24 protein-coding genes are annotated in these 21,487 nt (G+C 46.0%); 5 read left to right on the top strand and 19 right to left on the bottom strand.

The window, feature by feature from the left end:
* Nucleotides 1-16 precede the first annotated feature (16 nt).
* From H8S18_RS01610 to H8S18_RS01570, 9 genes are all read right to left on the bottom strand, one after another.
* Nucleotides 17-394: a (2Fe-2S) ferredoxin domain-containing protein gene (locus tag H8S18_RS01610; protein ID WP_186856561.1), complete on the bottom strand. Its 378-nt coding sequence runs from the start codon at nucleotides 392-394 to the stop codon at nucleotides 17-19.
* 517 nt (nucleotides 395-911) lie between these two features.
* Nucleotides 912-1,463: an ATP-binding protein gene (locus H8S18_RS01605; protein WP_186856560.1), complete on the bottom strand. Its 552-nt coding sequence runs from the start codon at nucleotides 1,461-1,463 to the stop codon at nucleotides 912-914.
* A gap of 12 nt (nucleotides 1,464-1,475) precedes the next feature.
* On the bottom strand, nucleotides 1,476-1,961 hold the full coding sequence (locus H8S18_RS01600; protein WP_186856559.1) for an NADH-quinone oxidoreductase subunit NuoE family protein: 486 nt from the start codon (nucleotides 1,959-1,961) through the stop codon (nucleotides 1,476-1,478).
* A gap of 107 nt (nucleotides 1,962-2,068) precedes the next feature.
* Nucleotides 2,069-2,761 (bottom strand): PHP domain-containing protein, encoded by a 693-nt coding sequence (locus tag H8S18_RS01595; RefSeq protein ID WP_186856558.1) that lies wholly within the window; start codon nucleotides 2,759-2,761, stop codon nucleotides 2,069-2,071.
* A gap of 2 nt (nucleotides 2,762-2,763) precedes the next feature.
* A complete protein-coding gene (locus H8S18_RS01590; protein ID WP_186856557.1) occupies nucleotides 2,764-3,102 on the bottom strand; it encodes an AraC family transcriptional regulator in 339 nt (112 codons plus the stop codon).
* Nucleotides 3,099-4,424 (bottom strand): [Fe-Fe] hydrogenase large subunit C-terminal domain-containing protein, encoded by a 1,326-nt coding sequence (locus H8S18_RS01585; RefSeq protein WP_186856556.1) that lies wholly within the window; start codon nucleotides 4,422-4,424, stop codon nucleotides 3,099-3,101. Before H8S18_RS01585 ends, H8S18_RS01590 begins: the two co-directional genes overlap by 4 nt.
* Nucleotides 4,425-4,453: 29 nt before the next feature.
* Nucleotides 4,454-4,873, bottom strand: a complete 420-nt coding sequence (locus tag H8S18_RS01580) for an ATP-binding protein (RefSeq protein ID WP_186856555.1) — start codon at nucleotides 4,871-4,873, stop codon at nucleotides 4,454-4,456.
* Nucleotides 4,870-5,223, bottom strand: coding sequence for a DRTGG domain-containing protein (locus H8S18_RS01575; protein WP_186856554.1), 354 nt, complete (start codon nucleotides 5,221-5,223; stop codon nucleotides 4,870-4,872). The genes H8S18_RS01580 and H8S18_RS01575 overlap by 4 nt, the downstream gene beginning before the upstream one ends.
* A gap of 16 nt (nucleotides 5,224-5,239) precedes the next feature.
* A complete protein-coding gene (locus H8S18_RS01570) occupies nucleotides 5,240-5,689 on the bottom strand; it encodes a deoxycytidylate deaminase (RefSeq protein ID WP_186856553.1) in 450 nt (149 codons plus the stop codon).
* Nucleotides 5,690-6,007: 318 nt separating this feature from the next.
* Between H8S18_RS01570 and H8S18_RS01565 the strand changes: the two genes are divergently transcribed.
* Nucleotides 6,008-6,292 (top strand): co-chaperone GroES, encoded by a 285-nt coding sequence (locus H8S18_RS01565; RefSeq protein ID WP_186856552.1) that lies wholly within the window; start codon nucleotides 6,008-6,010, stop codon nucleotides 6,290-6,292.
* Nucleotides 6,293-6,310: 18 nt separating this feature from the next.
* Nucleotides 6,311-7,948 carry a chaperonin GroEL gene (gene groL / locus H8S18_RS01560; protein ID WP_186856551.1) on the top strand — a complete coding sequence of 546 codons (1,638 nt, stop codon included), beginning with the start codon at nucleotides 6,311-6,313 and terminating at the stop codon, nucleotides 7,946-7,948.
* Between the two features lie 53 nt (nucleotides 7,949-8,001).
* Here the strand turns inward: groL and amrS are convergent, their stop codons facing one another.
* Genes amrS through aroQ form a run of 4 tightly spaced genes read right to left on the bottom strand, consistent with a single transcriptional unit; the run spans nucleotide 8,002 to nucleotide 11,520 of the window.
* Nucleotides 8,002-8,826, bottom strand: a complete 825-nt coding sequence (amrS, locus tag H8S18_RS01555; protein WP_186856550.1) for an AmmeMemoRadiSam system radical SAM enzyme — start codon at nucleotides 8,824-8,826, stop codon at nucleotides 8,002-8,004.
* On the bottom strand, nucleotides 8,823-10,211 hold the full coding sequence (gene amrA / locus H8S18_RS01550) for an AmmeMemoRadiSam system protein A (protein ID WP_186856549.1): 1,389 nt from the start codon (nucleotides 10,209-10,211) through the stop codon (nucleotides 8,823-8,825). The genes amrS and amrA overlap by 4 nt, the downstream gene beginning before the upstream one ends.
* A 14-nt stretch (nucleotides 10,212-10,225) precedes the next feature.
* The gene (locus H8S18_RS01545; RefSeq protein ID WP_207721618.1) at nucleotides 10,226-11,089 is read right to left on the bottom strand and encodes an aldo/keto reductase; all 864 of its coding nucleotides are present in this window, start codon (nucleotides 11,087-11,089) and stop codon (nucleotides 10,226-10,228) included.
* Nucleotides 11,086-11,520 carry a type II 3-dehydroquinate dehydratase gene (aroQ, locus tag H8S18_RS01540; protein ID WP_186856548.1) on the bottom strand — a complete coding sequence of 145 codons (435 nt, stop codon included), beginning with the start codon at nucleotides 11,518-11,520 and terminating at the stop codon, nucleotides 11,086-11,088. Before aroQ ends, H8S18_RS01545 begins: the two co-directional genes overlap by 4 nt.
* A gap of 71 nt (nucleotides 11,521-11,591) precedes the next feature.
* Between aroQ and aroE the strand changes: the two genes are divergently transcribed.
* The gene (aroE, locus tag H8S18_RS01535; protein ID WP_186856547.1) at nucleotides 11,592-12,422 is read left to right on the top strand and encodes a shikimate dehydrogenase; all 831 of its coding nucleotides are present in this window, start codon (nucleotides 11,592-11,594) and stop codon (nucleotides 12,420-12,422) included.
* Here the strand turns inward: aroE and H8S18_RS01530 are convergent.
* From H8S18_RS01530 to aroF (H8S18_RS01505), 6 genes are read right to left on the bottom strand one after another with little or no spacing between them, the layout of a single operon-like run.
* The gene (locus H8S18_RS01530) at nucleotides 12,397-12,909 is read right to left on the bottom strand and encodes a shikimate kinase (protein WP_186856546.1); all 513 of its coding nucleotides are present in this window, start codon (nucleotides 12,907-12,909) and stop codon (nucleotides 12,397-12,399) included. The genes aroE and H8S18_RS01530 overlap by 26 nt on opposite strands.
* Nucleotides 12,899-14,020 (bottom strand): bifunctional chorismate mutase/prephenate dehydratase, encoded by a 1,122-nt coding sequence (locus H8S18_RS01525; RefSeq protein ID WP_186856545.1) that lies wholly within the window; start codon nucleotides 14,018-14,020, stop codon nucleotides 12,899-12,901. The genes H8S18_RS01530 and H8S18_RS01525 overlap by 11 nt, the downstream gene beginning before the upstream one ends.
* Nucleotides 14,013-15,089, bottom strand: coding sequence for a chorismate synthase (aroC, locus tag H8S18_RS01520; RefSeq protein ID WP_186856544.1), 1,077 nt, complete (start codon nucleotides 15,087-15,089; stop codon nucleotides 14,013-14,015). Before aroC ends, H8S18_RS01525 begins: the two co-directional genes overlap by 8 nt.
* Nucleotides 15,086-16,330 (bottom strand): 3-phosphoshikimate 1-carboxyvinyltransferase, encoded by a 1,245-nt coding sequence (gene aroA / locus H8S18_RS01515; RefSeq protein WP_186856543.1) that lies wholly within the window; start codon nucleotides 16,328-16,330, stop codon nucleotides 15,086-15,088. Before aroA ends, aroC begins: the two co-directional genes overlap by 4 nt.
* Entirely contained in the window at nucleotides 16,327-17,346 is a 1,020-nt protein-coding gene (gene aroB, locus H8S18_RS01510) for a 3-dehydroquinate synthase (RefSeq protein WP_186856542.1), read from the bottom strand. The genes aroA and aroB overlap by 4 nt, the downstream gene beginning before the upstream one ends.
* An 11-nt stretch (nucleotides 17,347-17,357) precedes the next feature.
* Nucleotides 17,358-18,362 (bottom strand): 3-deoxy-7-phosphoheptulonate synthase, encoded by a 1,005-nt coding sequence (aroF, locus tag H8S18_RS01505; protein ID WP_186856541.1) that lies wholly within the window; start codon nucleotides 18,360-18,362, stop codon nucleotides 17,358-17,360.
* A gap of 569 nt (nucleotides 18,363-18,931) precedes the next feature.
* On the opposite strand from aroF (H8S18_RS01505), the gene aroF (H8S18_RS01500) reads away from it, so the two are divergent.
* Together aroF (H8S18_RS01500) and H8S18_RS01495 are read left to right on the top strand one after the other, a co-directional pair.
* On the top strand, nucleotides 18,932-19,945 hold the full coding sequence (gene aroF / locus H8S18_RS01500; protein WP_186856540.1) for a 3-deoxy-7-phosphoheptulonate synthase: 1,014 nt from the start codon (nucleotides 18,932-18,934) through the stop codon (nucleotides 19,943-19,945).
* A 230-nt stretch (nucleotides 19,946-20,175) separates the two neighbouring features.
* The gene (locus tag H8S18_RS01495; RefSeq protein WP_186856539.1) at nucleotides 20,176-21,438 is read left to right on the top strand and encodes a C40 family peptidase; all 1,263 of its coding nucleotides are present in this window, start codon (nucleotides 20,176-20,178) and stop codon (nucleotides 21,436-21,438) included.
* Nucleotides 21,439-21,487 lie beyond the last annotated feature (49 nt).

Genomic DNA, 21,487 nt, shown 5'->3' with positions numbered 1-21,487 from the left:
AATTAAATGTACAAAGTTAAGCGTTGTTTTTTTCGTAATACCCGATTGTGTATTCCGTTACGATGTTGCCGTTCACCAAATGCTCTGCAACAACGCGCTTCGCCTTTTCCGCATCCATTTTCACATAGGTAACTTTTTCCTGACCGGGCATAAATACCTCTGCGATAGGTTCGAGACGGCATACGCCGATGCACCCTGTCTGTGAAACGACGACGTCGTTTAGGCCGCGTGTCGCAACTTCGTCTACAAACGCCTGGAGGACAGGACGTGCGCCTGCCGCGATTCCGCATGTAGCCATTCCAACCACAACGCGCTTTTCAGCATCGTTTTTGCGAATATCCACTTTTCCCTGCATCTTGTTCCTGATTGCTTCCAATTCCTGAAGTGACTTCATATTTTCTACTCCCCATACTTTAAAACATCTCCATGTAACGAACATGTTTTAAGCCGCTTTTTCGGCAAGCGGTTGGCCGAGATATGAAATGTTTTTCTGCAGCACAGCTGCAAAATATTTTATTCACAATAATTAGTGAAAAAAAAGACAATTTTTCCATTAGCTATTATATCAGTAATATCCTGCAAAATCAACTTCTTTCGTGAAAAATTAACCATATTATTAATCTGTTTTTTCAAAAATTATTTTGTACTGACATTCGTACCATTTTAGAATCTGAATGACTGTGCTTTTTAGAATATATCGAAAAGATTTTTTATGAAATCTTTAGATATTGGTTGCGATGGCACCAAAACTTTTACACCCCCGATTGAGCAGCGGTTTCGAAAACCAAAAACAGTTTACCTCCGCCTGCAAAATTGCTCAAATCTTCCACAGGGAAGGCTTTGGAAATTTCCATTTGACTTCTTCTGGAAAAATTAAGGTTCCGGCCGCTTGACCGGAACCCTTGCAAATTTTAAAACATTGCATATTCAGTTGGGAATATCTCATCGAGGTTTTCTTTCAGCCATGCCGACACATCCGGCAAATCAAGCGGCACATCCTCGCCAAGCACTTGCCTTACCTCCCTCGTGTCGAGCGTTTCCTCATGCCCGTCAATCGTCACCTGGATTAAAAAATCAAGATCCGGATTACACACGATGAGTGAATGCATCGTTCCCGCAAAATCTCCGATAGGCGGCCGGTCAATGTTATCGAGGACATATACGGCCGTCAGTTCCGTCCCTTTCCCTTCCTCGGAATCAATACTGAAATTTCCGCCGGAGCTTTCAGCTCCCGCTTTGAAAAGCGATATCCCAAGCCCCACTTTACGCGTAGTGCGGGTTGTGACAAATGGGCTTGTTACGTGCGCAAGCATCTCCCTGCTCATCCCTTTTCCATTATCCTTAATCGTAACGGAAATTGTGTTGTCCCGCCTCACAACCGAAAGGAATACCTCAATCAAAGTTGCGTTTGCCGTAATTGAATTCTGCACAATATCCATAATGTGCAGCGCAATCTCTTTCATAGCTGCCGCTGGTTATTGCTTGTCTCTGTAAAGTCCGATAATCCCCGGGATATCTTCCGGTTTCAGCCTGCCATAAACCTGGTCATCAATCATAATAACCGGCGCAAGGCCGCAGCATCCAAGGCATCGCGTCGCCTCGAGGGTAAATAACGCATCCGGCGTTGTTCCGCCCGGCGCTGTTTGCAGCTCATCTCCCAGCGCATTCAGGATACTTTCCGCTTTTTTGACATAACATGCCGTACCCATGCACACGCCTATTACATGTTTTCCCTTCGGCTCCAGGGCAAACTGAGAATAGAATGTTGCCACACCATAAATATCGGTCATTGGAATCTGCATTTCTTCCGAAATAAATTTTTGTACTTCAAATGGCAAAGAGCCAAAAATATCCTGAGCCTTCTGCATAATAGGCATCAACGGACCAGGTTTTTTCATCGTCTCTGAGATATACCCTTTTAATTCATCAAATTTTACTTGCAATTCTGCAGTGTTCCCCATGGAAGTGCCTCCTTAAATAATCAACCTTCTGAATTTCATTTGGATTTTATTGTTTCCGGAAATCATTTTACCATATAATAATCTGTTTTGCATCCCTTTTTGTGAAATTAGTCACACAATTTTTGTAGAATTGTTCGGACATTTGCCTCATCCACTTCAAGATACCGTTCCCGCTCGGCAATTTGCCATAAATTATGCGCGTCCGACGAGTGTATTTGTTCAAAACGCGATACATCGTTTTCGATTGCAAGCCCCGGCACCGTTTCAATCGTCTTGAAAGAAAGCTGCGGCGGAAAGAACCCAAGGTTCGCGAGCATGGAATTTGCCCCTTTATTAACATGGGCTGGAATGGAATATCCTCCATATTCCCGAATCAGCTTGCAGCTTGCGTCGATGTCATACGGTAGCGCTGAAATCAATAATTTATCAAGCGTTCCAATCACTTCGTCATGTTCATCCAAAACCAGCTGGTTTCCAAAATAATCCGGCTTATTTTTGATATCCGGAAGATCTGCGTACAGCTTATCCCCAAACTCCCGCGCTGCGCCTGCTTCTTCAAAAAAAGCGAGGACATGGACTTCTTCCGCAGTCGTCATTTCTATTCCTGGCAAAAAAAGAATTCCCGCCTGCTCCGCAACTTTTGATGCTGCCTCTACGTTCCGGCCGCAATTATGATCACTCACCGTAATCAGGTCAAGACCTTTTAATTTCGCCATATTGACGATATTATTGGGTGTCATATCGTCATCCGCACACGGCGAAAGCGCGGAATGAATATGCAAATCATAATAAAGATGCATTTCTATTTTCCAATACCTAAGTCATATAGCTCACAACAAATTGCATATGACGTTTTGGATGAAGAGTAAATGACGACTCCTTCTTCCTTGGCTTTGTCGATTGTAGCCTGCGGAACATCAATACTTTCCGGTATGATTACGCAGGCAAAATCGTGCAGGCATGCAACGGCAATCACATTAAGATGCGTTTGTACCGTGACCCAGGCCATTCCCGCCTCGCCGCGTGCCATGACCCAGCTTAAGAGGTCGCAAACGCAGCCATCTGTTACCTCCGCTTCCTCCGCGAGGCCGTCCGTAAGGAGTTTCAGCCCCATTTTTTCGGCAATTTCTGCTGTCTTCATTCAGTTTCATCCTCCGATAATTTATCTTTACTTGCAAGATCCACCATCTCTTCTGCAAGATAGCGTACCTTTTCCTTTAATATGAATACACAATCCATCTCCTGCGCATGACCGCGTACAATATCTTCCGCAAGGGCCCGGCAAGACGGTGCGCCGCAGCTTCCGCAATCCATTCCCGGGAGCTTCTGTACGAGTTCTTCAATTTTCTGTATCTTCCGCAGCGCCTCCATACGGTCGTCGTCTAATTTCATAACATCCACGGCTTCCATCTGCTTTTTGGTTGCTGCTACACCTGATTGCGCATATGCCCTGGCCTGCTCTTCCACGCTCTCATCAAACCCAACTTCATCACATATTTTTTGTACGCGCGACTGGGCCACAAACGCGCTTTCAAACACGAGTGGTCCGCCGACGCAGCCGCCGACGCATGCAAGGCCTTCAAAGAAATCAAGATCTTTCAATTTATCATTCTCAATATCTTCAAGCGCACGTGCAACATTGGAAATTCCATCCACGGCAAGAGCGTTCTTTTCCCCGACTGCAAATGTTTCCCCGCCGCTGTTTGCCCAACCGATTCCTTTTGCCGTGGCCTTGACGCCGTCAAAATGCCGGGCGTCTGCCGATTTCAATTGACCTGTCAAAAGGCCATAAACCTCGAGGATTGAAATAGCGCCGTCCACATCGCTTTTCTCTTTTGCAAGCGGCGACTTGATGCTTGTCATCTTTGCAGGGCACGGTGTGATGAAATAAGCACCGATTTCCGAAATATCTACGTTGTTCTTTTTGGCAAATTCTTCCTTCGCCACCTTTGCGGCAACTTCCACCGGCGCGTCAACCTTGACGACATTATCAAGAAGCTCAGGAAAGCGCACCTGAATAAGCCGTACAACCGCCGGGCAGGCCGAGGAAATGACAGGCCGATTTCCGGGCTTCTCAAGCTCCTTTGCAATTGCTTTTGCGCAAATCTCCGCGCCCTTGGCCACTTCGAATACATCGTCAAATCCCATAGCCTTCAGGCCGGAAAGCACTCGGTCTACCTTATCCACCTGATTTATCATTTTGAATTGCGCGTACAGCGCCGGAGCAGGAAGCGCGATTTTGTACTTAAATTGACTAATACTGGACAGGGGATCCGTTACCGCATTTTTGGCATGATAAGGACAAACGCGGATGCATTCCCCGCAGTCGATACACCGTTCCTTTAATATCTTTGCTTTTCCTTTTTGCACCCGGATGGCCTCTGTCGGACACCGCTTAATACAATTGGTGCAACCTGAACATTTTTCTTTTTCCAGGCGCACCGAATGAAAATATTTTTCCATGATAATCGACCGTCACTTTATTTCGTCATTTACATTTGAAATTTGAGCGTCACTGTCGTTCCCGCAGGGCTCGATTCAATATGCATATTGTCACTGTTTTTACTCATGTTAGGAAGTCCCATACCTGCGCCAAAGCCCATTTCACGCACCGTATCCGATGCGGTTGAATACCCCTCCTGCATGGCAAGGTCAATATCCGGTATTCCCGGCCCGGTATCCGCACAGGTAATTTTAATGGAATCTTCGTCAATATCGAGCTGCATATGCCCCCCATAGCTATGGATAATCATATTAATTTCCGCTTCATAGGACGCAATTGCAATTTTGCGTATCAAAGCAGGAGCCACGCCAAGCTGCTTCAATTTATTCTTGATGCGTGCCGAGACCTCTCCCGCCGCAACAAAATCTTCCTTTTCTATTTCATAATCCCGGGTATAGATCATAGTCATTCCCCCCGCATTCCACCTTTAATTCCATTTTGATAGAGGATCCCGCACGTTGTAAACATCGGTTTATCCGTTGCGAGGAGAACCATCTCCCGCTCTTCCGCCATATCAATGATGTCCTGCGCCGGCCTCTTACCGCGCACAAACAAAATGCAGGGAATGTCCATCATCTCCGCCGTGCGAATAACATGATTATTCACTAAGCCCGTCATCAAAATGGCGTCATGTTTTGTAAACGCCAATACGTCGCTCATCATATCCGCGCCGCATGCGCAAAGTATTTCCGTGTCCTGTCTGCTGTCTCCGCAGAGAAATTCCGCATCCAGAAGTTTTGCAATCTCCGTAACTTTCATACATACTCCTCCGATTCTATTCTTTATACTGTTCTATCTGGATATCTACCATATCAAATATCTTATTTGCAAATTCATCCGGATAGGGATGCTTATAAACAACGCGTACAATCCCTGCATTTACAATCATCTTCGCACAGATCGAGCAAGGTTGATGCGTACAATACATCGTCGCCCCGTCAATCGCAACGCCAAGTTTTGCAGCTTGGATAATCGCATTTTGCTCCGCGTGGATCGCGTAGCATAATTCATGCCGCTCTCCGGAAGGAATTCCCATATTGATACGCAAGCATTCTCCCCGGTCTTTGCAGCTGTCAATTCCTGCGGGTGCGCCATTATATCCGGTTGTTACGATTCGTTTATTTTTTACAATCACTGCGCCAATGCTGCGATCTGTTTTAAAGCAACTGGTCCAATGTGCGATTTCTTCCGCAAGGTCCATAAACCTCTTATCCCACTTATCCATTCTATTCCCCTTTTGTATCATATGATTAATAAAGTACGCTGAAATTATATAATAGTTGAAATATTTATCGTTTTTATTGTACATTATTTCACATTATATGTTAGAATTAAATACAATAGAAATCATCAGATATAAGAAGCAATTCGCAGATATATTATATTATTCTGGTTTAATAACAAAATTTACCATTTTTTAATAATTAATGTTAGTTGATTTATTTATCGTTTATAGATATCATTAGTCCTAGAAAAATTAGCACTCAACTTTGACGAGTGCTAACAGAATAACGAATATTATTTAATATAGGAGGCATGTGACATGACAATCAAACCTTTAGGTGACAGAGTCGTCATCAAATCAGTTGAAGCAGAAGAAACGACAAAGAGCGGTATTGTACTGCCCGGTTCTGCACAGGAAAAACCGCAGGTTGCGGAAGTTGTTGAAGTTGGCCCCGGCGGCGTAGTTGACGGTAAAGAAATTAAGATGGAAGTAGAGAAAGGCGATAAGGTTCTTTATTCCAAATATGCAGGTACAGAAGTAAAGCTGGACGGCGAAGAGCTGATGATCGTGCGCCAGTCCGACATTCTTGCAATTGTAAAATAAGAAGGAGGCAAATAAATCATGGCAAAACAGTTGAAATTTGGCGAAGAAGCTCGCCGTGCGCTTGAAAGAGGCGTAAACCAGTTGGCAGATACAGTAAAAGTAACGCTCGGGCCGAAGGGCCGCAACGTTGTTCTGGATAAAAAATTCGGTGCTCCGCTGATCACGAACGACGGCGTTACGATCGCAAAGGAAATCGAGCTTGAAGATCCCTTTGAAAACATGGGAGCACAGCTTGTAAAGGAAGTTGCTACAAAGACGAACGATGTGGCTGGCGACGGTACGACAACCGCTACCCTGCTTGCACAGGCTATCATTCGTGAAGGACTTAAGAACGTTGCAGCCGGTGCAAATCCGATGGGCGTTAAAAGAGGTATCCTCAGCGCCTGTGAAACGGCGGTTGAAAGCCTGAAGACTCTTTCAAAGCCGATTGCAGACAGCAAGGCAATCTCTCAGGTTGCAAGCATTTCAGCTGGTGATGACCGCATTGGTACGCTGATTTCTTCCGCTATGGAAAAAGTTGGTAATGACGGCGTTATCACAGTGGAAGAATCCAAAACGATGCAGACGGAACTCGACGTTGTCGAAGGTATGCAGTTTGACCGCGGGTATGCTTCTGCCTACATGGTAACAGATACCGAAAAAATGGAAGCCGTCCTTGATGACGCCCTTATCCTGATCACAGACAAAAAAATCTCGAATATTCAGGATCTCCTTCCGATCCTTGAACAAATCGTACAGCAGGGCAAAAAATTGCTCATCATCGCCGAAGATGTTGAAGGCGAAGCTCTCGCTACCCTCGTTGTCAACAAACTGCGCGGCACGTTCAACTGTGTTGCTGTGAAAGCTCCGGGCTTTGGCGACAGAAGAAAAGCAATGCTGCAAGACATCGCTACGCTCACGGGCGGTACGGTCATCTCTGAAGAGGTCGGTATCGACCTTAAGGAAGCAACGATGGATATGCTCGGCCGTGCGAAACAGGTAAAAGTTGACAAAGATAACACGACCATCGTGGAAGGCATGGGCAAGAAAGAAGATATCGAAGGACGCATCAAATCGATCAAGGCTCAGATCGAAGAAACGACTTCCGATTACGATAAAGAAAAGCTTCAGGAACGTCTTGCTAAACTGGCAGGCGGCGTGGCGGTAATCCGCGTCGGTGCGGCAACGGAGACAGAAATGAAAGAAGCAAAGCTGAGAATCGAGGACGCTCTCGCAGCGACGCGCGCAGCTGTGGAGGAAGGTATCGTTCCTGGCGGCGGCACAGCTCCCCTGAAGGTAACGGATGATATTAAGGCGCTGATTGACAAACTGTCTGGTGACGAGAAGACGGGCGCTAAGATCGTTCTGCGTGCTCTGGAAGAGCCTGTCCGTCAGATTGCTGCAAACGCAGGTCTTGAGGGCAGCATTATCGTCGAGAAAATTCTTGCGGACAATTCCAAGACATTTGGATTCAATGCCGCAACCGGCGAATATGTGGATATGATCGAAACGGGCATCATCGATCCGACGAAAGTTACGCGTTCCGCTATCCAGAATGCATGCTCCGTTGCGGCTATGCTGCTCACAACGGAAAGTATTGTAACGGATCTTCCGGCTCCGGAACCGCCGGCAATGCCTGCAGGCGGCGCTCCCGGTGGAATGCCTGGAATGTACTAAGAAATGTAAAAGAACTGCTGTACGTGCAGCAGTTCTTTTTTTATATTCTTTTCTTAACAGTTCCCCTCGTATACATACTTCAAATGTTTACGTGCAACTTCTGCGAGCTGTAAAACCTTCCGGACCGGCGTAGCTTGCGCGTTCTGCATTTTATATCTTGGAAAAAAACGAGTCACATGCAAAGGAATCTCTCGGCTGATTGAAGCAAGCCAGATAGAAAGATGCTCCATTTCAGTATTTGAATCATTTTCGTTCGGAATAATAAGAGCCGTCACCTCTATATGGCAATTTTGCGCAGCCAATTCAATAGAACGCTTCACCGTTTCCAAGTCCCCTCCTATTGCGCGATAGAATCTTTGGGAAAAAGCTTTCAAGTCGATATTCACAGCATCAATGACAGGTAACAGCGCTCTCCATATTTCCTCATTACAAAATCCATTTGTTACCAGTACATTTTTCAAATTTTTTTCATGAGCAGCATAGGCGCAGTCGCGTACAAATTCATATCCGATAACCGGTTCATTATAGGTGTAGGCAATGCCAATATTTCCCTGCTCTCTTAATGCCTCCGCCAGGCATGCCAATTCATTTGGCTGCATAGATTGCTTCGTCATTTCATTGCCATACATGGATATAGAGCTGTTTTGGCAAAAAGGGCAATGCAAGTTGCAGCCAAAGCTGCCGACCGAGAGAATACGGCTGCCTGGAAAAAAACGCACCAAAGGTTTCTTTTCAATCGGATCCAAAGCGATTGCCGTAAGCTGCCCATAATTATCATCAATGATCCGGTTATCAATATTTTTACGCGCTCCGCACAAACCTACTTCCCCTTCTTTTAAAGCGCAGGCATGCGGGCAAACTGTGCAAACCTTCTTCATTGATGCCTGATCACTTCGAATTTTTCGATAGAATAAGGTTCTCCCCGGCCAATTCCCGCCTTTTGGAGTGCAATCTCAATCTGCTGCCGCGGAGTGTCTACTCCTTCGAGATTCGGCAGCAGTAGTCCCCGGCGTCCTACGCTTGATACAATGATTCCAAAGCGTTTTACATCAAGCTCCTCTGCACTTTCCACCGGTTGCACTTTTCCCAAAACGTCTACGCTGTACACAAGTTCCTCAAGTTCAATACGGCTTACCGATACAAATCGCGGATCCTCAGTCCCGGCGCTTACTGAATTCCAGATGATTTCATCGGCAATACAATTCCGCATTGCCTCAATCGTTCCAATACAGCCGCGCAATTCTCCCCGCTTTTTGAGCGATACAAATACCCCGGCGCGTGTTTTAAGCAGTTCATCCGGTAAATCATCCGGGCGATGCAAAACAGTTCCTGTATTCACATAGTGCTCCAGGGAGGCGCGCGCCAGTTTTACATAGGCATCCTCGCGTGCGTCGCGTTTCATTTTTTCCCGTGCCTGTTTTTCCCGGTATAGCTTGCCAAATTCACGCGCAGCATCATTTCCTCTTACAGAAAAAACAGCAACTCCATATCCGACTCCAAACGGACCTTCATACGAGAGTAGTCTTGAACCCAGCGATTTTCCGTTAAATGCTCCCGCCATAATGAGAAAAGCCCGCACTCCGCATTCCGCCGCCTGTTCGCAAAAAGCAGGTGCCAGCTCCATTAAATTCATAAAATCTGCTTTTCCCAGCGCTTCTGTTACAAGGTGATCAAATTCAGGTCCCTGTGGAGCGTAACCGTATGGGCCATCCTCTTTCAGTCTGTGGGAAAGGTCTCCGCTCGCAACAACAGCGACTCTTTTCCCGAGAGTCTCAGCTGTCTGTGCAATAAGCTCACCCAGTCGGTAATGTGCTTCTACACTGAGACCTGAAAGCCCAATTCTCACAATAGGCACATTGCCAAGGCCCTCTTCCTGCAAAAAGCGGAGCGGAATCAGCGTCCCATGATCCAGCAATGGATCGCGTTCTCCATCTGTTCCAGCCGGGAATCCTTCCTGTTGGGCTAATTTCCCAAGCTCACTTACAAAGTTTGCATCATATTTGGCTTCGACGGAGCTTCCCCTGACGTGAAACTGCTCCAGATTCCCCGCTGCCGTCTGACCCGGTGAAATATGAAAATATTCCGCATACAGCACCGAATGCGGAGAGAGGATAATGATCGTATCGGGCCGCATATCCGCTATTGCCCTGGCGGCCTCCCGATAAGCACGAATCGTTGTTTCAATTTTCCGTTCCTCTCCGCATCCGATCTCAGGCAGGATAATCGGCGGATGCGGAACTGCAATTCCTCCAACCACAGCCATAGCCGTTTCCTCCGTTACTTTGTGATATTTTTTCTCGCTTTGTCGGCATTTCCGTCAAATTTTTCCGAATCCCATGAAAACCTGCGTTTTCCATCAAGTGCATCGATTCTTTGCATATCTTCCTGCGAAAGCATGAAGTCAAAGATATCTGCATTCGAAAGGATCCTGTCCTGATGAACCGACTTTGGAATCACAGCGTTTCCGTTTTGGATATGCCAGCGTAAAGTTGCCTGTGCCGCCGTCTTTCCATAGTGACTGCCGATTTCTTCCATCAACGGTTCTTCACTGAGGTGTCCGTGAAAAATCGGACCCCACGCAGTAATTGCTATCCCATTTTTCCCGCAAAATCTTCGCAATTCCCTTTGCTGGAACCATGGGTGGAGTTCCACTTGATCATTCGCCGGAAATTCTCCTGTCTTTTCTTTCAGGTCTGCAAGCTGATCTGCAGTAAAATTGGAAACGCCGGCAGCACGGATCAGGCCTTTTTCCCGCAAATCAAGAACCATATCCCAGGTTCGGTAACGCAAGAATTTATCTGTTCCCGGCCAATGCAGCATATATAAATCGACATAGCCTGTTCCCAGTAATGAGAGGCTTTTTTCAAAGGTCTCCCCCGCCCGTGCAAAGTCGGTCGGCCACAACTTTGTTGCCACAAACACTTCTTCCCGCGGTATTCGGCTGTCTTTTATAGCAAGTCCTACATCCTTCTCATTTCCATAAAAAGTTGCAGTATCGATATGCCGGTATCCCGCATCCAAAGCAAAACGAACAGCCCGGTATACTTCTTCCCCGGCTTTTGCTTTGTATAGCCCAAGACCAAAGCCCGGCATTTCAACGTCGTTTGCAATGCGAATACATTCCTGCAAGCCCTCAATCATTGTTTTTCCTCCAACAGTATTTTCAGCGCTTCAATATATCCCTGCTCTCCTTTTCCACAAATCTGGGCGATACACACATCCGCAATCACAGAAACATGTCGGAATTCTTCACGTGCATGAATATCTGAAAGATGTACTTCCACGCAGGGAATACTGATGGAAGAGATCGCGTCGCGTATCGCATAGCTGTAATGCGTATAGGCTCCCGCATTGAGGATGACGCCGTCTTTTCTTCCATAAGCATCATGTAGCTTATCAATCAGCGCACCTTCATGGTTGGATTGGAAAAATTCGAGCTCCACATCCAACCCCTCCGCCTGCCCGCAGATAAAATCGTTTATTTCGTCCAGTGTTTTTACGCCGTATACTCCCTTTTCCCTTATACCGAGCATGTTAAGGTTGGGACCGTTCATCACTAAAATTTTTTTCATTGCTTTCTCCAAAATAATCTAAATATGTTATACTTGATTGTATCATATTATAAAGGAGTTTTTCCATTCGTATGCTGAAAAATTATTGCGTCATCGGCTCCCCCATTGCCCATAGTTTATCCCCTGTTATCCATAACACGCTTTATGCGCGGTACGGACTGAATTGCGCTTATGGAAAAGAGCTCGTGGAAACTGATACACTCAAAAATTTTATTGCCGCCCTTCCGGAGCGGCATATTTCAGGTTTTAATGTCACGATGCCGCTCAAGCAGGAGATTCTACCCTATTTATGCCATATATCCGCCGAAGCGCAGGAGGGAGCCAACACGATCGTTGTCCGGCCGGACGGCCTGTATGGCTATTCCACTGACGCACAGGGGTTTCTCACCGCGTTGCGTAATATTGGAGCGGATTATACCGGGGCAAACATTGTATTTATTGGGGCGGGAACCGTTACAAAACTGTTGGCATGCGATGCCGTGGAAAACGGCGCCCGGAGTATTGCGATTGTCAACCGCACGCCGCAAAAAGCAAAAAAAATAGCGCAGCAGATCAATGCGGCGCATGGCAGCCTTACCGATATCAGTCAACATCTTAGAAACTGCGACCTGTTGATTAATACGACCCCCCTTGGCATGAATGGTACAGGGTATGACTTTGAAGATCTCTCGTTTCTCAAGCTGCTGCCCTCCCATGCAACCGTATGCGACCTAATCTATTCGCCTGAGCAAACTTTGTTTCTCAAATACGCGGGCAGGAATGGCCTCAAAACGATGAATGGCCTCGGAATGTTAATCTGGCAGGCCTTCTTTTCTTTTGAAAAATGGTTCCGGATTTTACCGGATCAGAATGATTATAACGCAGTCGCCGCAGAGATCATCCGCATTTTAAGACAGAGATAATCCGTTCCGCCGCCCTGTCGATCGTATCATCGTTGTTGATTTTAAAATGGCAGGACCCCTCATAGCGTTCTCTGCGTTCCTCAAATATTTTGCGCACACGTTCCGCGCCCTCTTTCAGCAAAGGACGTTTTTGGATATCTACGGTGTCTATAATGCTGTCGATATCCCTGTATACCCATATCACGTTTCCCGTTTCACGCATAATGCGGACATTTTGCTCCGAAAGCACAATCCCCCCGCCGCAGGAAATTACGGAATCCGGTTCATGGCGGGCGGCATTTTTAAGTTCAGCGCTTTCAATCTCCCTGAAAAACGTCTCCCCGCTTTCTGCAAAGATATCATTAATCGCTTTTTTCTGCCTTTCTTCAATCCTTGCATCGAGATCTATAAAGGGTAAATCAAGCTTGTAGGCAAGACTCTTTCCCACCGAGGATTTTCCACATCCCATCATTCCCGTCAAAAAGATATGGCCCATATCAACACCCATTCCTATAAATTCCCAATAATTTCATCTGCGTGCAATAGGGCTCGATTTCCAAAATTGCCTTTTCAATATGCGCCCCGATTCTAAAGCCGACAAAGTCAACATAAAAACGGTATTCGAAATTGCGATGCTGCAACGGTCTGGATTCCAGCTTTACCATATTAAGCTCACGTCTGGAAAAAACGTTCAGGATATGCGCAAGCGCTCCGGGTTTATGCTCCAATACAAAGCTAAGACTTGCTTTGTCTGCATTTTCATCAGTATTTTTTATCGGTCCAATCACAATAAAACGTGTGCTATTCTCCCCGCTGGTGTTGACCGTACCCTTCAATAGTTCCAATCCGTAAATATTTCCCGCATATTCACTGGCAATCGCCGCTTTGGACGGATCACCGGCGCCTGCTACATATTCCGCGCTGGCAGCGGTATTATAGTAGGGAACCCTTCTCCACTGCGGATAATTGTCTAAAAAATCCGAGCATTGCAGGAGTCCTTGGTCGTGTGAATAAACTTCCCGGATATCGGAAAGAGTCGCTCCTGGAACACCGAGTAACGCATGATCGATATGAATGAGCTGTTCCCCGGCAATGAAAACCTCGTATTGATCCAAAAGATCATATACCTGCAAGACGCTTCCCGCATATGAATTTTCAATGGGAACGACACCAAAGGCAACTTCGCCTGCTTCAACCGCCGCAAAAACCTCTTCAAATCCACCGTAACTGACCGCCTGAGCCTGACTGTGAAAATACTGATCCTGCGCCATATCTGCATAAGCACCGCGAATGCCGGAATATCCCACTTTACACACCTCGCCGATACCTTTCTGCGTGGGCCTTCTTTCTTCCCTTACCAGCCGGCGCTGGTGCGCCCGGCTAAGGCTCATCAGCAATTCGAAAACCCGGTCGATATCGCTGGAAAGTTCTTGGTTGGAAAGCATTTCTTCCCGCTTTTTCAGCAATTCCGCCTCCCGTTTCCGGTCAAGCACCGGCAGCCCTTTTTCTATTTTGCATCTTGCGACTTCTTCCGCAATTTGAATTCTTGTTTCGAAGGCCCGGACGATCTCCTCGTCTACCGCATCGATCTCCCTGCGCAATGCTTCCAAATCAGCCATTGTATACCTCCAACCATAGATCCGCCATCACAAGCGCCGCCGCACATTTGACAACCTCCACGGCACGCGGCACAATACAGGAATCATGTCGTCCATGAATCCGGAGTGCAGCTTCCTTCATCGCTTTGATGTCAACTGTCTTTTGTTCCTTTGCTATGGAAGGCGTAGGGCGAATAGCGACGCGGAAGACAACGGGCATACCGTTTGTAATGCCGCCGCCAATTCCACCGTTATAATTCGTCTCAAATGACACTTTTCCATCCTGTAAAACGGGAGAATCATTCGCTTCGCTTCCCTGCATTGTCGTCAGCTCAAATCCTTTTCCGAACTCAATTCCCTTAATCGCCGGAACGGAGAACATCATATGTGCAAGCCTGCTTTCCACACTGCCAAAAAAAGGCTCTCCCAAGCCTACCGGAAGGCCATCCACTACGCACTCTATGATCCCGCCTACGGAATCTCCATTGCTGTGCGCCTCGAAAATTTTCTCCTGCATTTTCTCAGCCGCTCCAGAGTCAACCGCTGCGAACTCTTTTATTTCCGCTTCTTCCAGTTGGCTGAATGAATAAGACCCTTCATCGGTAATTTCTGCAATGCTTTGAATGCGGGCCGCTATCCGAACCCCTTCCCGTTCGAGCAGCTGACGTGCGATGCTGCCCGCAAAAACCAAAGGTGCCGTCAACCTTCCGGAAAAATGCCCTCCTCCCCTATAATCATTTGCGCCATGATATTTCATAAATCCAGTATAGTCCGCATGGCCCGGGCGAAGCAATGCAGCGGTTTTTTCATAATCCCGTGAACGTGTATCCTGATTACGAATAAACGCCGCAAGAGGCGTTCCCGTTGCCTTTCCCTTGAAGTAGCCGCTCACAATTTCTGGAATATCGGGTTCTTTACGTTTGGTGGAAGCAATAGAAGCATTAGGCGCACGTCGTCTCATCGCCTGCTTGATTTTTTCCTCATTAATTTCCATGCCCGCTGGAAGTCCGTCAATCACAATTCCAATCGCGGCAGAATGGGATTCCCCGAAAAGAGTAACCTTCAAACGATTCCCAAATGTTGCACTCATTCCACAATTCCTCCCAGACTTGCAAATTCTTCATAGAAATTTGGAGCAGATTTCTTTACGACCATAGGGTCATGTATCGTAATTGCATTCTTTGCGATGCACGAAGCAACGGTAAGCGCCATTGCAATCCGGTGATCGGAATGGCTTTCAACCTCACCACCATCCAACATGCCGGTTCCATTGATAACAAGGCTATCTTCGTATTCCGTAATATCCGCACCAATTTTTTCAAGTTCATGGGCCATTGCATGCAGGCGGTCACTCTCTTTATAGCGCAGCCGTCCGGCGTTATAAATTCGCATTTTCCCTTCCACGGCACAGCCAAGCACAGCAAGCACCGGTACGAGATCCGGTATCTGACTTACATCGATTTCAATGGGTTTGAGCATCTTTTTCCTGACAAAAATACCGTCCTCCCGGTGCTCAACTTCCGCTCCCATGCATTGCAGGATTCCCAAGATCTCTTTATCGCCCTGTTCCGAATTCTCCTTCAATCCCTGCAGTAAAACTTCTCCGCTCAAGGCTGCTGCAACGGCAAAAAAGGCGGCGTGTGAATAATCGCCTTCGATTGTCATATCATGCGGCCTATATCCTTGCCTTCCCGATACGTCGATGATATGTCCGCGCCAACGGCTTGTTACCCCAAACATTGCCTGTACATTCCGCGTGAGATCAATATAAGGCCGGGATTCAATTTTTGTCGTCAGGTGAATCCCTGAATCATCCATCAGCAGAGGCAGCGCATAGAGCATTCCCGATACAAACTGCGATGAAATATCCCCTGGCATCGCATATTCGCCGCTGTCAAGCGTTCCGCATATTGTAATAGAATTTTCTGTTTTCACCGCTTCCACATTATTTCTGAGGAAAATACGGTCATATGCCCCCTGGGGACGTTTCATTAAGCGTCCATGGCCCTTAAACGTACGTTTTTTCCCATCAAGAGCAAGTGGAACCAAAAAGCGCAGGGTGGAACCTGATTCTCCACAATCAATCTCTTCTTTGCCTTCCCTGTGAAGGCCTCCGTGCACAATACACACATTGTCATGAAGTTCATATTCACATAGTCCAAGATCCCGAAGTGCATTCGCTGTTGCCGATATATCTTCGGAAAAAGCCATATTTTCCAGAACCGAATCTCCTTTGGCCAACGCCGCACAAATCAGAGCCCGGTGCGATACACTTTTGGATGGGATAGCTTTAATGCTTCCTTGGATATTCGAGGGAGCTACTTTTTTCATAAATACAATTCCTTTATTATTTTTTGAATTTCCTGCGCTTCCAGCTTTTGAGTAACGGCATGGCCGATCTGATCGATTAAAACAAAATGGATCAAACTGCCTTCTGCCTTTTTATCAGCCAGAAGAATTCCAAGTGCTTCCTCCAGAATACCTGGTTCCGCAGAAACTGGCAAGTGATACTTTTTGAGTAATATTTGCGTATTTTCCGCAAGCCCTTTTGGAGAAACACCAAGCGCTTCCCCCAGTTTCGCTGCATATACCATTCCTATGGCAACCGCCTCTCCATGAAGAAGCGTCCCATAACCAGCGGTCGTTTCGATTGCATGCCCGATTGTATGTCCATAATTAAGCTGCATGCGTATACCTGTATCATAGGGATCCTGCTTCACATAATCTGCTTTGATCTCACAGCATCGCCCGACAATCTCTTCAATTTCAGCGCCGCCTTCCATCAATACTTCATATAGCTTTTCATCGTAAATATATGCGTACTTGATAATTTCCGCCATCCCGGCGGCATACTGGCGCGCATCAAGCGTCTCCAGCGTTTTTGTATCCGCAACCACGGCGGCTGGCTGATAAAACGCGCCAACCATATTTTTTCCGCCCGGAAGATTTACTGCGACCTTTCCGCCAACCGAACTGTCAACCTGAGCCAAAAGAGTCGTCGGATATTGGATGAATGCAATTCCCCGTTTAAAGGTTGCCGCTGCAAAACCGGTGATATCACCGATAACGCCACCTCCCAATGCTGCCACAGCACCCTTCCGGTCGATTTCGTATTCCATCAGTTTCTGATAAATCATTTCCAGATTTTGCATATTTTTCGATACTTCCCCGGAGGGAAGTACGATCCATTTTGCTCCGGGAAAATATTTTCCCAAAAGAGGATAAACTACATCGTCCGTAACAATCGCATAATCCGTATAACCCTGCAGAGGTTCATCTGAAAGAATGCCGTTTCCTATTACTATATCATATTTTCCATTATCTGCATCTACAAAAACATTTCTCATTTGCTTCACCATCAGGACATTATGCTTTTAAGAGCATTAATTTTATGCATAATCCCATCGAACGCTTCCGGGGTAAGGGATTGCGCTCCATCACACAACGCGTGTTTGGGATCGTTATGTACCTCAATCAGCAGACCGTCCGCACCGGCGGCAACCGCTGCCAAAGCAAGCGATTCCACCATGTAAGACAATCCCGATGCATGGCTCGGATCAACGACAACGGGAAGGTGAGATAATTTCTTAATCGCAGGAATTGCGCTGATGTCCAGTGTGTTTCGCGTATAGGTTTCAAACGTCCGGATGCCGCGTTCACACAGAATAACATTTTCATTTCCGCCGGACATGATATATTCCGCACTCATTAAAAGTTCCTCAATCGTACTGGAAAGTCCTCGCTTTAAAAGAATCGGTTTTTTAGTCTGTCCAACTTCTTTCAGCAGGTCGAAATTTTGCATATTCCGCGCGCCGATTTGGATAATATCCGCTTTTTCCGAAAACAATTCAACATATCGCGGCGCCATAATCTCCGTTACGATAGGCATGCCTGTTTCTCTTCTGACTTCCTCAAGGATATCCAGGCCCTGTTCTCCAAGCCCTTGGAAAGCATAAGGAGACGTACGGGGTTTGAAAGCGCCCCCCCGCAAAATCTGTGCGCCGGATGCTTTGCATTGCACGGCTATTCCTTCCAATTGAGGAAAGGATTCGACCGAGCAAGGACCTGCCATCACAGTGAGCGTGCCTCCCCCTACTGGCACGCCGTTTACATTCACTACGCTGTCTTCGGGATGGAACTTACGGTTTGCTTTTTTGTAAGGCTCCTGTACCGAGACAACACGGTCAACGCCGTTCATCATTCCGACGCGCTCCTTGTCTACCGTATAGGTATCTCCTAAAACGCCAAGCACCGTACAGTCGACGCCTTTATTTGTCTGCACCTGCATTCCTTTTTTGATAAGCGCATCGGTGACACGAAGGACCTCTTCTTTTGTTGCGCTGCTTTTCATAACTACAATCATATTTCTTGCTCCTCGCTTCGTTAAAGTATTAAAATAAAAAAGCTGCGAACGCCTGTCGGCACTCACAGCATAACATCTACGACCTTATCTGTTTCAATGCGTATACCGACAGAAATCAACATGCAAACAAGCTCCAACGGTAAAAACCGTTAAAGCCAAACATGCTAAAAAATCGTGTCGATACTGCTAACATTGTTTTATACTCCTTGCGTTTATTATATGCGATACATTTCCGCAATTCAAGTTTTTTTTCAAAAACGCAGCCCATAAATCATAAAGACTTCGCCTTTTCCTCCGTCAAAAACTGTTTGTAAACTTTTCAATAAATTTATTACGATAATATTACAAAAAACTCTTTACAAGTGTTTTTTCTTGTGATAATCTATAAATAGAGTTAATGATTTTTTTCAATATAATGTTCCTCCAGTACCATAATTTTCGAAAAGAACTGCGGCTACGGCCGTAGTTCTTTTTTACGTTAGATTTTCGTAAAATTTGGTTCATAATATTCTTTTTGCGTTCTTTCTGCCAATCGTTTATAATATGGTGGAATGTGAGGTAACATAGCAATGATTATTATCGTAAAGCAAAATACTCCTAAAGAAAAAGTTGGCGAATTGCTCCATTCTCTCGAGGAGCAAAATTTCAAAACGCACCTGAGCGAAGGCGAAAACACTACAATCATCGGCCTTGTCGGCGATACTTCCATTGTTGATATCGACAGTTTGAAAGCACGCGATATCGTAGAAGACGTACGCCGTGTTTCAGAGCCCTATAAAAAAGCAAACAGGAAATTCCATGCAGACGATACTGTTGTCGATGTGTTGGGGCAAAAGATTGGCGGCGGACATTTTGCGGTAATGGCCGGCCCTTGTTCTGTCGAGAGTGAGTCGCAAATTTTAGAAATTGCAAAAAACATTATGCAAAGCGGGGCAAATTTTTTGCGTGGCGGCGCGTTTAAACCCCGTACATCTCCTTATGCATTCCAAGGGTTGGAAGGAAGCGGAATTGATCTTCTGCTCAAATGCAAAAAAAAATATGGGATACCTATTGTAACCGAAATTATGGGGATCTCTGATATCCCATTGTTCGAGGATGTGGATATTATTCAGGTTGGCGCCCGCAATATGCAAAATTTTCGCCTGCTAAAAGAATTAGGCCACTTAAAACAGCCAATTCTTTTGAAACGCGGTCTGGCCAATACGATTGAAGAACTCTTAATGAGTGCGGAATATATCATGTCCGGTGGAAATGAAAATGTTATTCTATGTGAACGCGGCATCCGGACGTTTGAAACCTATACGCGGAATACCTTCGATTTGAGCGCAATTCCCATGATTAAGCGCCTCTCGCACCTGCCGGTTATTGCAGATCCAAGTCATGCCGCTGGACTCGATTGGCTCGTTGAACCGCTTGCCAAGGCAGCTGTCGCCGCCGGCGCTGACGGCCTCATGATTGAAGTGCACAACGACCCGTCTCATGCCTTGTCGGATGGCAAACAATCCCTTACCCCATCGCGCTTCACAGAGGTCATGGAGGTCTTGAAAAACTATATTAAACTCGAAAAAAAAGTTATTGGTTAATTGGAAGAGCCCTGTGGATTCAGGGCTCTTTTTTATATCCTGTTCTACGCCCCCGAATCCAAACCCAAATGATATATCAAGAATTCGGTAGTATTTTAAAGGTATTTGCTTGATTTGTAGGATTTTAATGTTTTTTCGGAGTTTATAAGGGTAATTAATGATTGTATAAATGTTAAGAAATTGTTACAATTATTTCATATTGTTATAATACGTTATAGGTAGGTCTATTTATGTTTAAAAAATTGGTCGCAGGTATTTCCGTTTGTTTGGCTGTTCTCGCTTTTGCTCCTTTTTCAGCAATGGCTGTTTCAAGGTATGAAGTATTGCAAATTGGTGACAGGGACGAATGGGTTGAAGCTCTTCAGGAAAAATTACATGAAACGGACTACTTAAAATGTAATCCTACCGGATATTTCGGTACGGACACTCAAAATGCTGTCGTGCAGTTTCAGACAGATAAAGGACTTGTGGTCGATGGAAAAGCTGGTCCTGATACCAGGCGCGCTCTCTTTGGCGACGACTATTCGGAAATTGATTCGAGCCGTGAAGTGAACGGGATAAAAAGCGATGCAACAGCTTCCCCATCCTCTTCTTCAGATATAAATAGCGGCACGACCTTGAATCCCGGGGATAAAGGCAGCGAAGTTTCCGACCTGCAGCAGCGCCTGAAAGATCGTGAATATTACGAATATTCGAGTATTACCGGGTATTATGGCCCGGTTACTACGGAAGCGGTAGAAAAATTTCAGCGCACCAATAACCTGCCCATAACGGGTATTATGGATGCCGAATGTTTGTCTCTGCTGAAATCCGAAGGAGTAAAATATTATACGATGTATCCTGGTGATAGTGGTGACGATATCAAAGCCATGCAGGATCGCTTGAACGCACTCGGCTATTTTGATGCAACATCTACAGGATATTTCGGCAGCATCACAACGGGCGCTGTCAAAAGTTTCCAGGATGCAAATGGTCTTTCCGTGGATGGTGTAGTGGGAAAAGACACGCGTAGAGTTCTTTATTCTGACGATGTGAAAAAAGGCTCTTCCGGTTCCTCCGAATCCTCTTCTGAAGGTTCTTCCGGAAGTTCTTCTTCCAGTAGCGGAAATTCGGATGTTGACCGTATGATTGAAATTGCACATACGCAAATTGGCAAACCTTATTCCTATGGTTCCAGCGGCCCAAATTCTTATGACTGTTCTGGTTTCGTATACTATTGTCTCAAAAATTCGGGAGTGGCAACGAGCCGCCTTAGTTCGGCTGGATATTCTAATGTTTCCAGATGGGATACGATTACAAATGTAAATTCCCTTCAGGCAGGCGATCTTGTATATTTTAAATCAGACAAAAGTTCCTCGGTAGGCCACATCGGTATTTATCTCGGTGGCGGCAGTATGATTCATTCCGCTCCTTCATCAGGCGGCGTAGCGGTCAGCAGTATGTCCTCCGGATATTATGCACGAAATTTCCTTGGAGCCAAACGCGTTTTCTAAAATAGTATATTAAGATCAAAAAAACCGTCGTAAAATATTGCGGCGGTTT

It is taken from the genome of Christensenella tenuis (assembly GCF_014287795.1).
GTDB lineage: Bacteria > Bacillota > Clostridia > Christensenellales > Christensenellaceae > Christensenella > Christensenella tenuis.
Note: the sequence above shows the minus strand (reverse complement) of the source record. Positions and strands in the feature narration are given on the sequence as shown.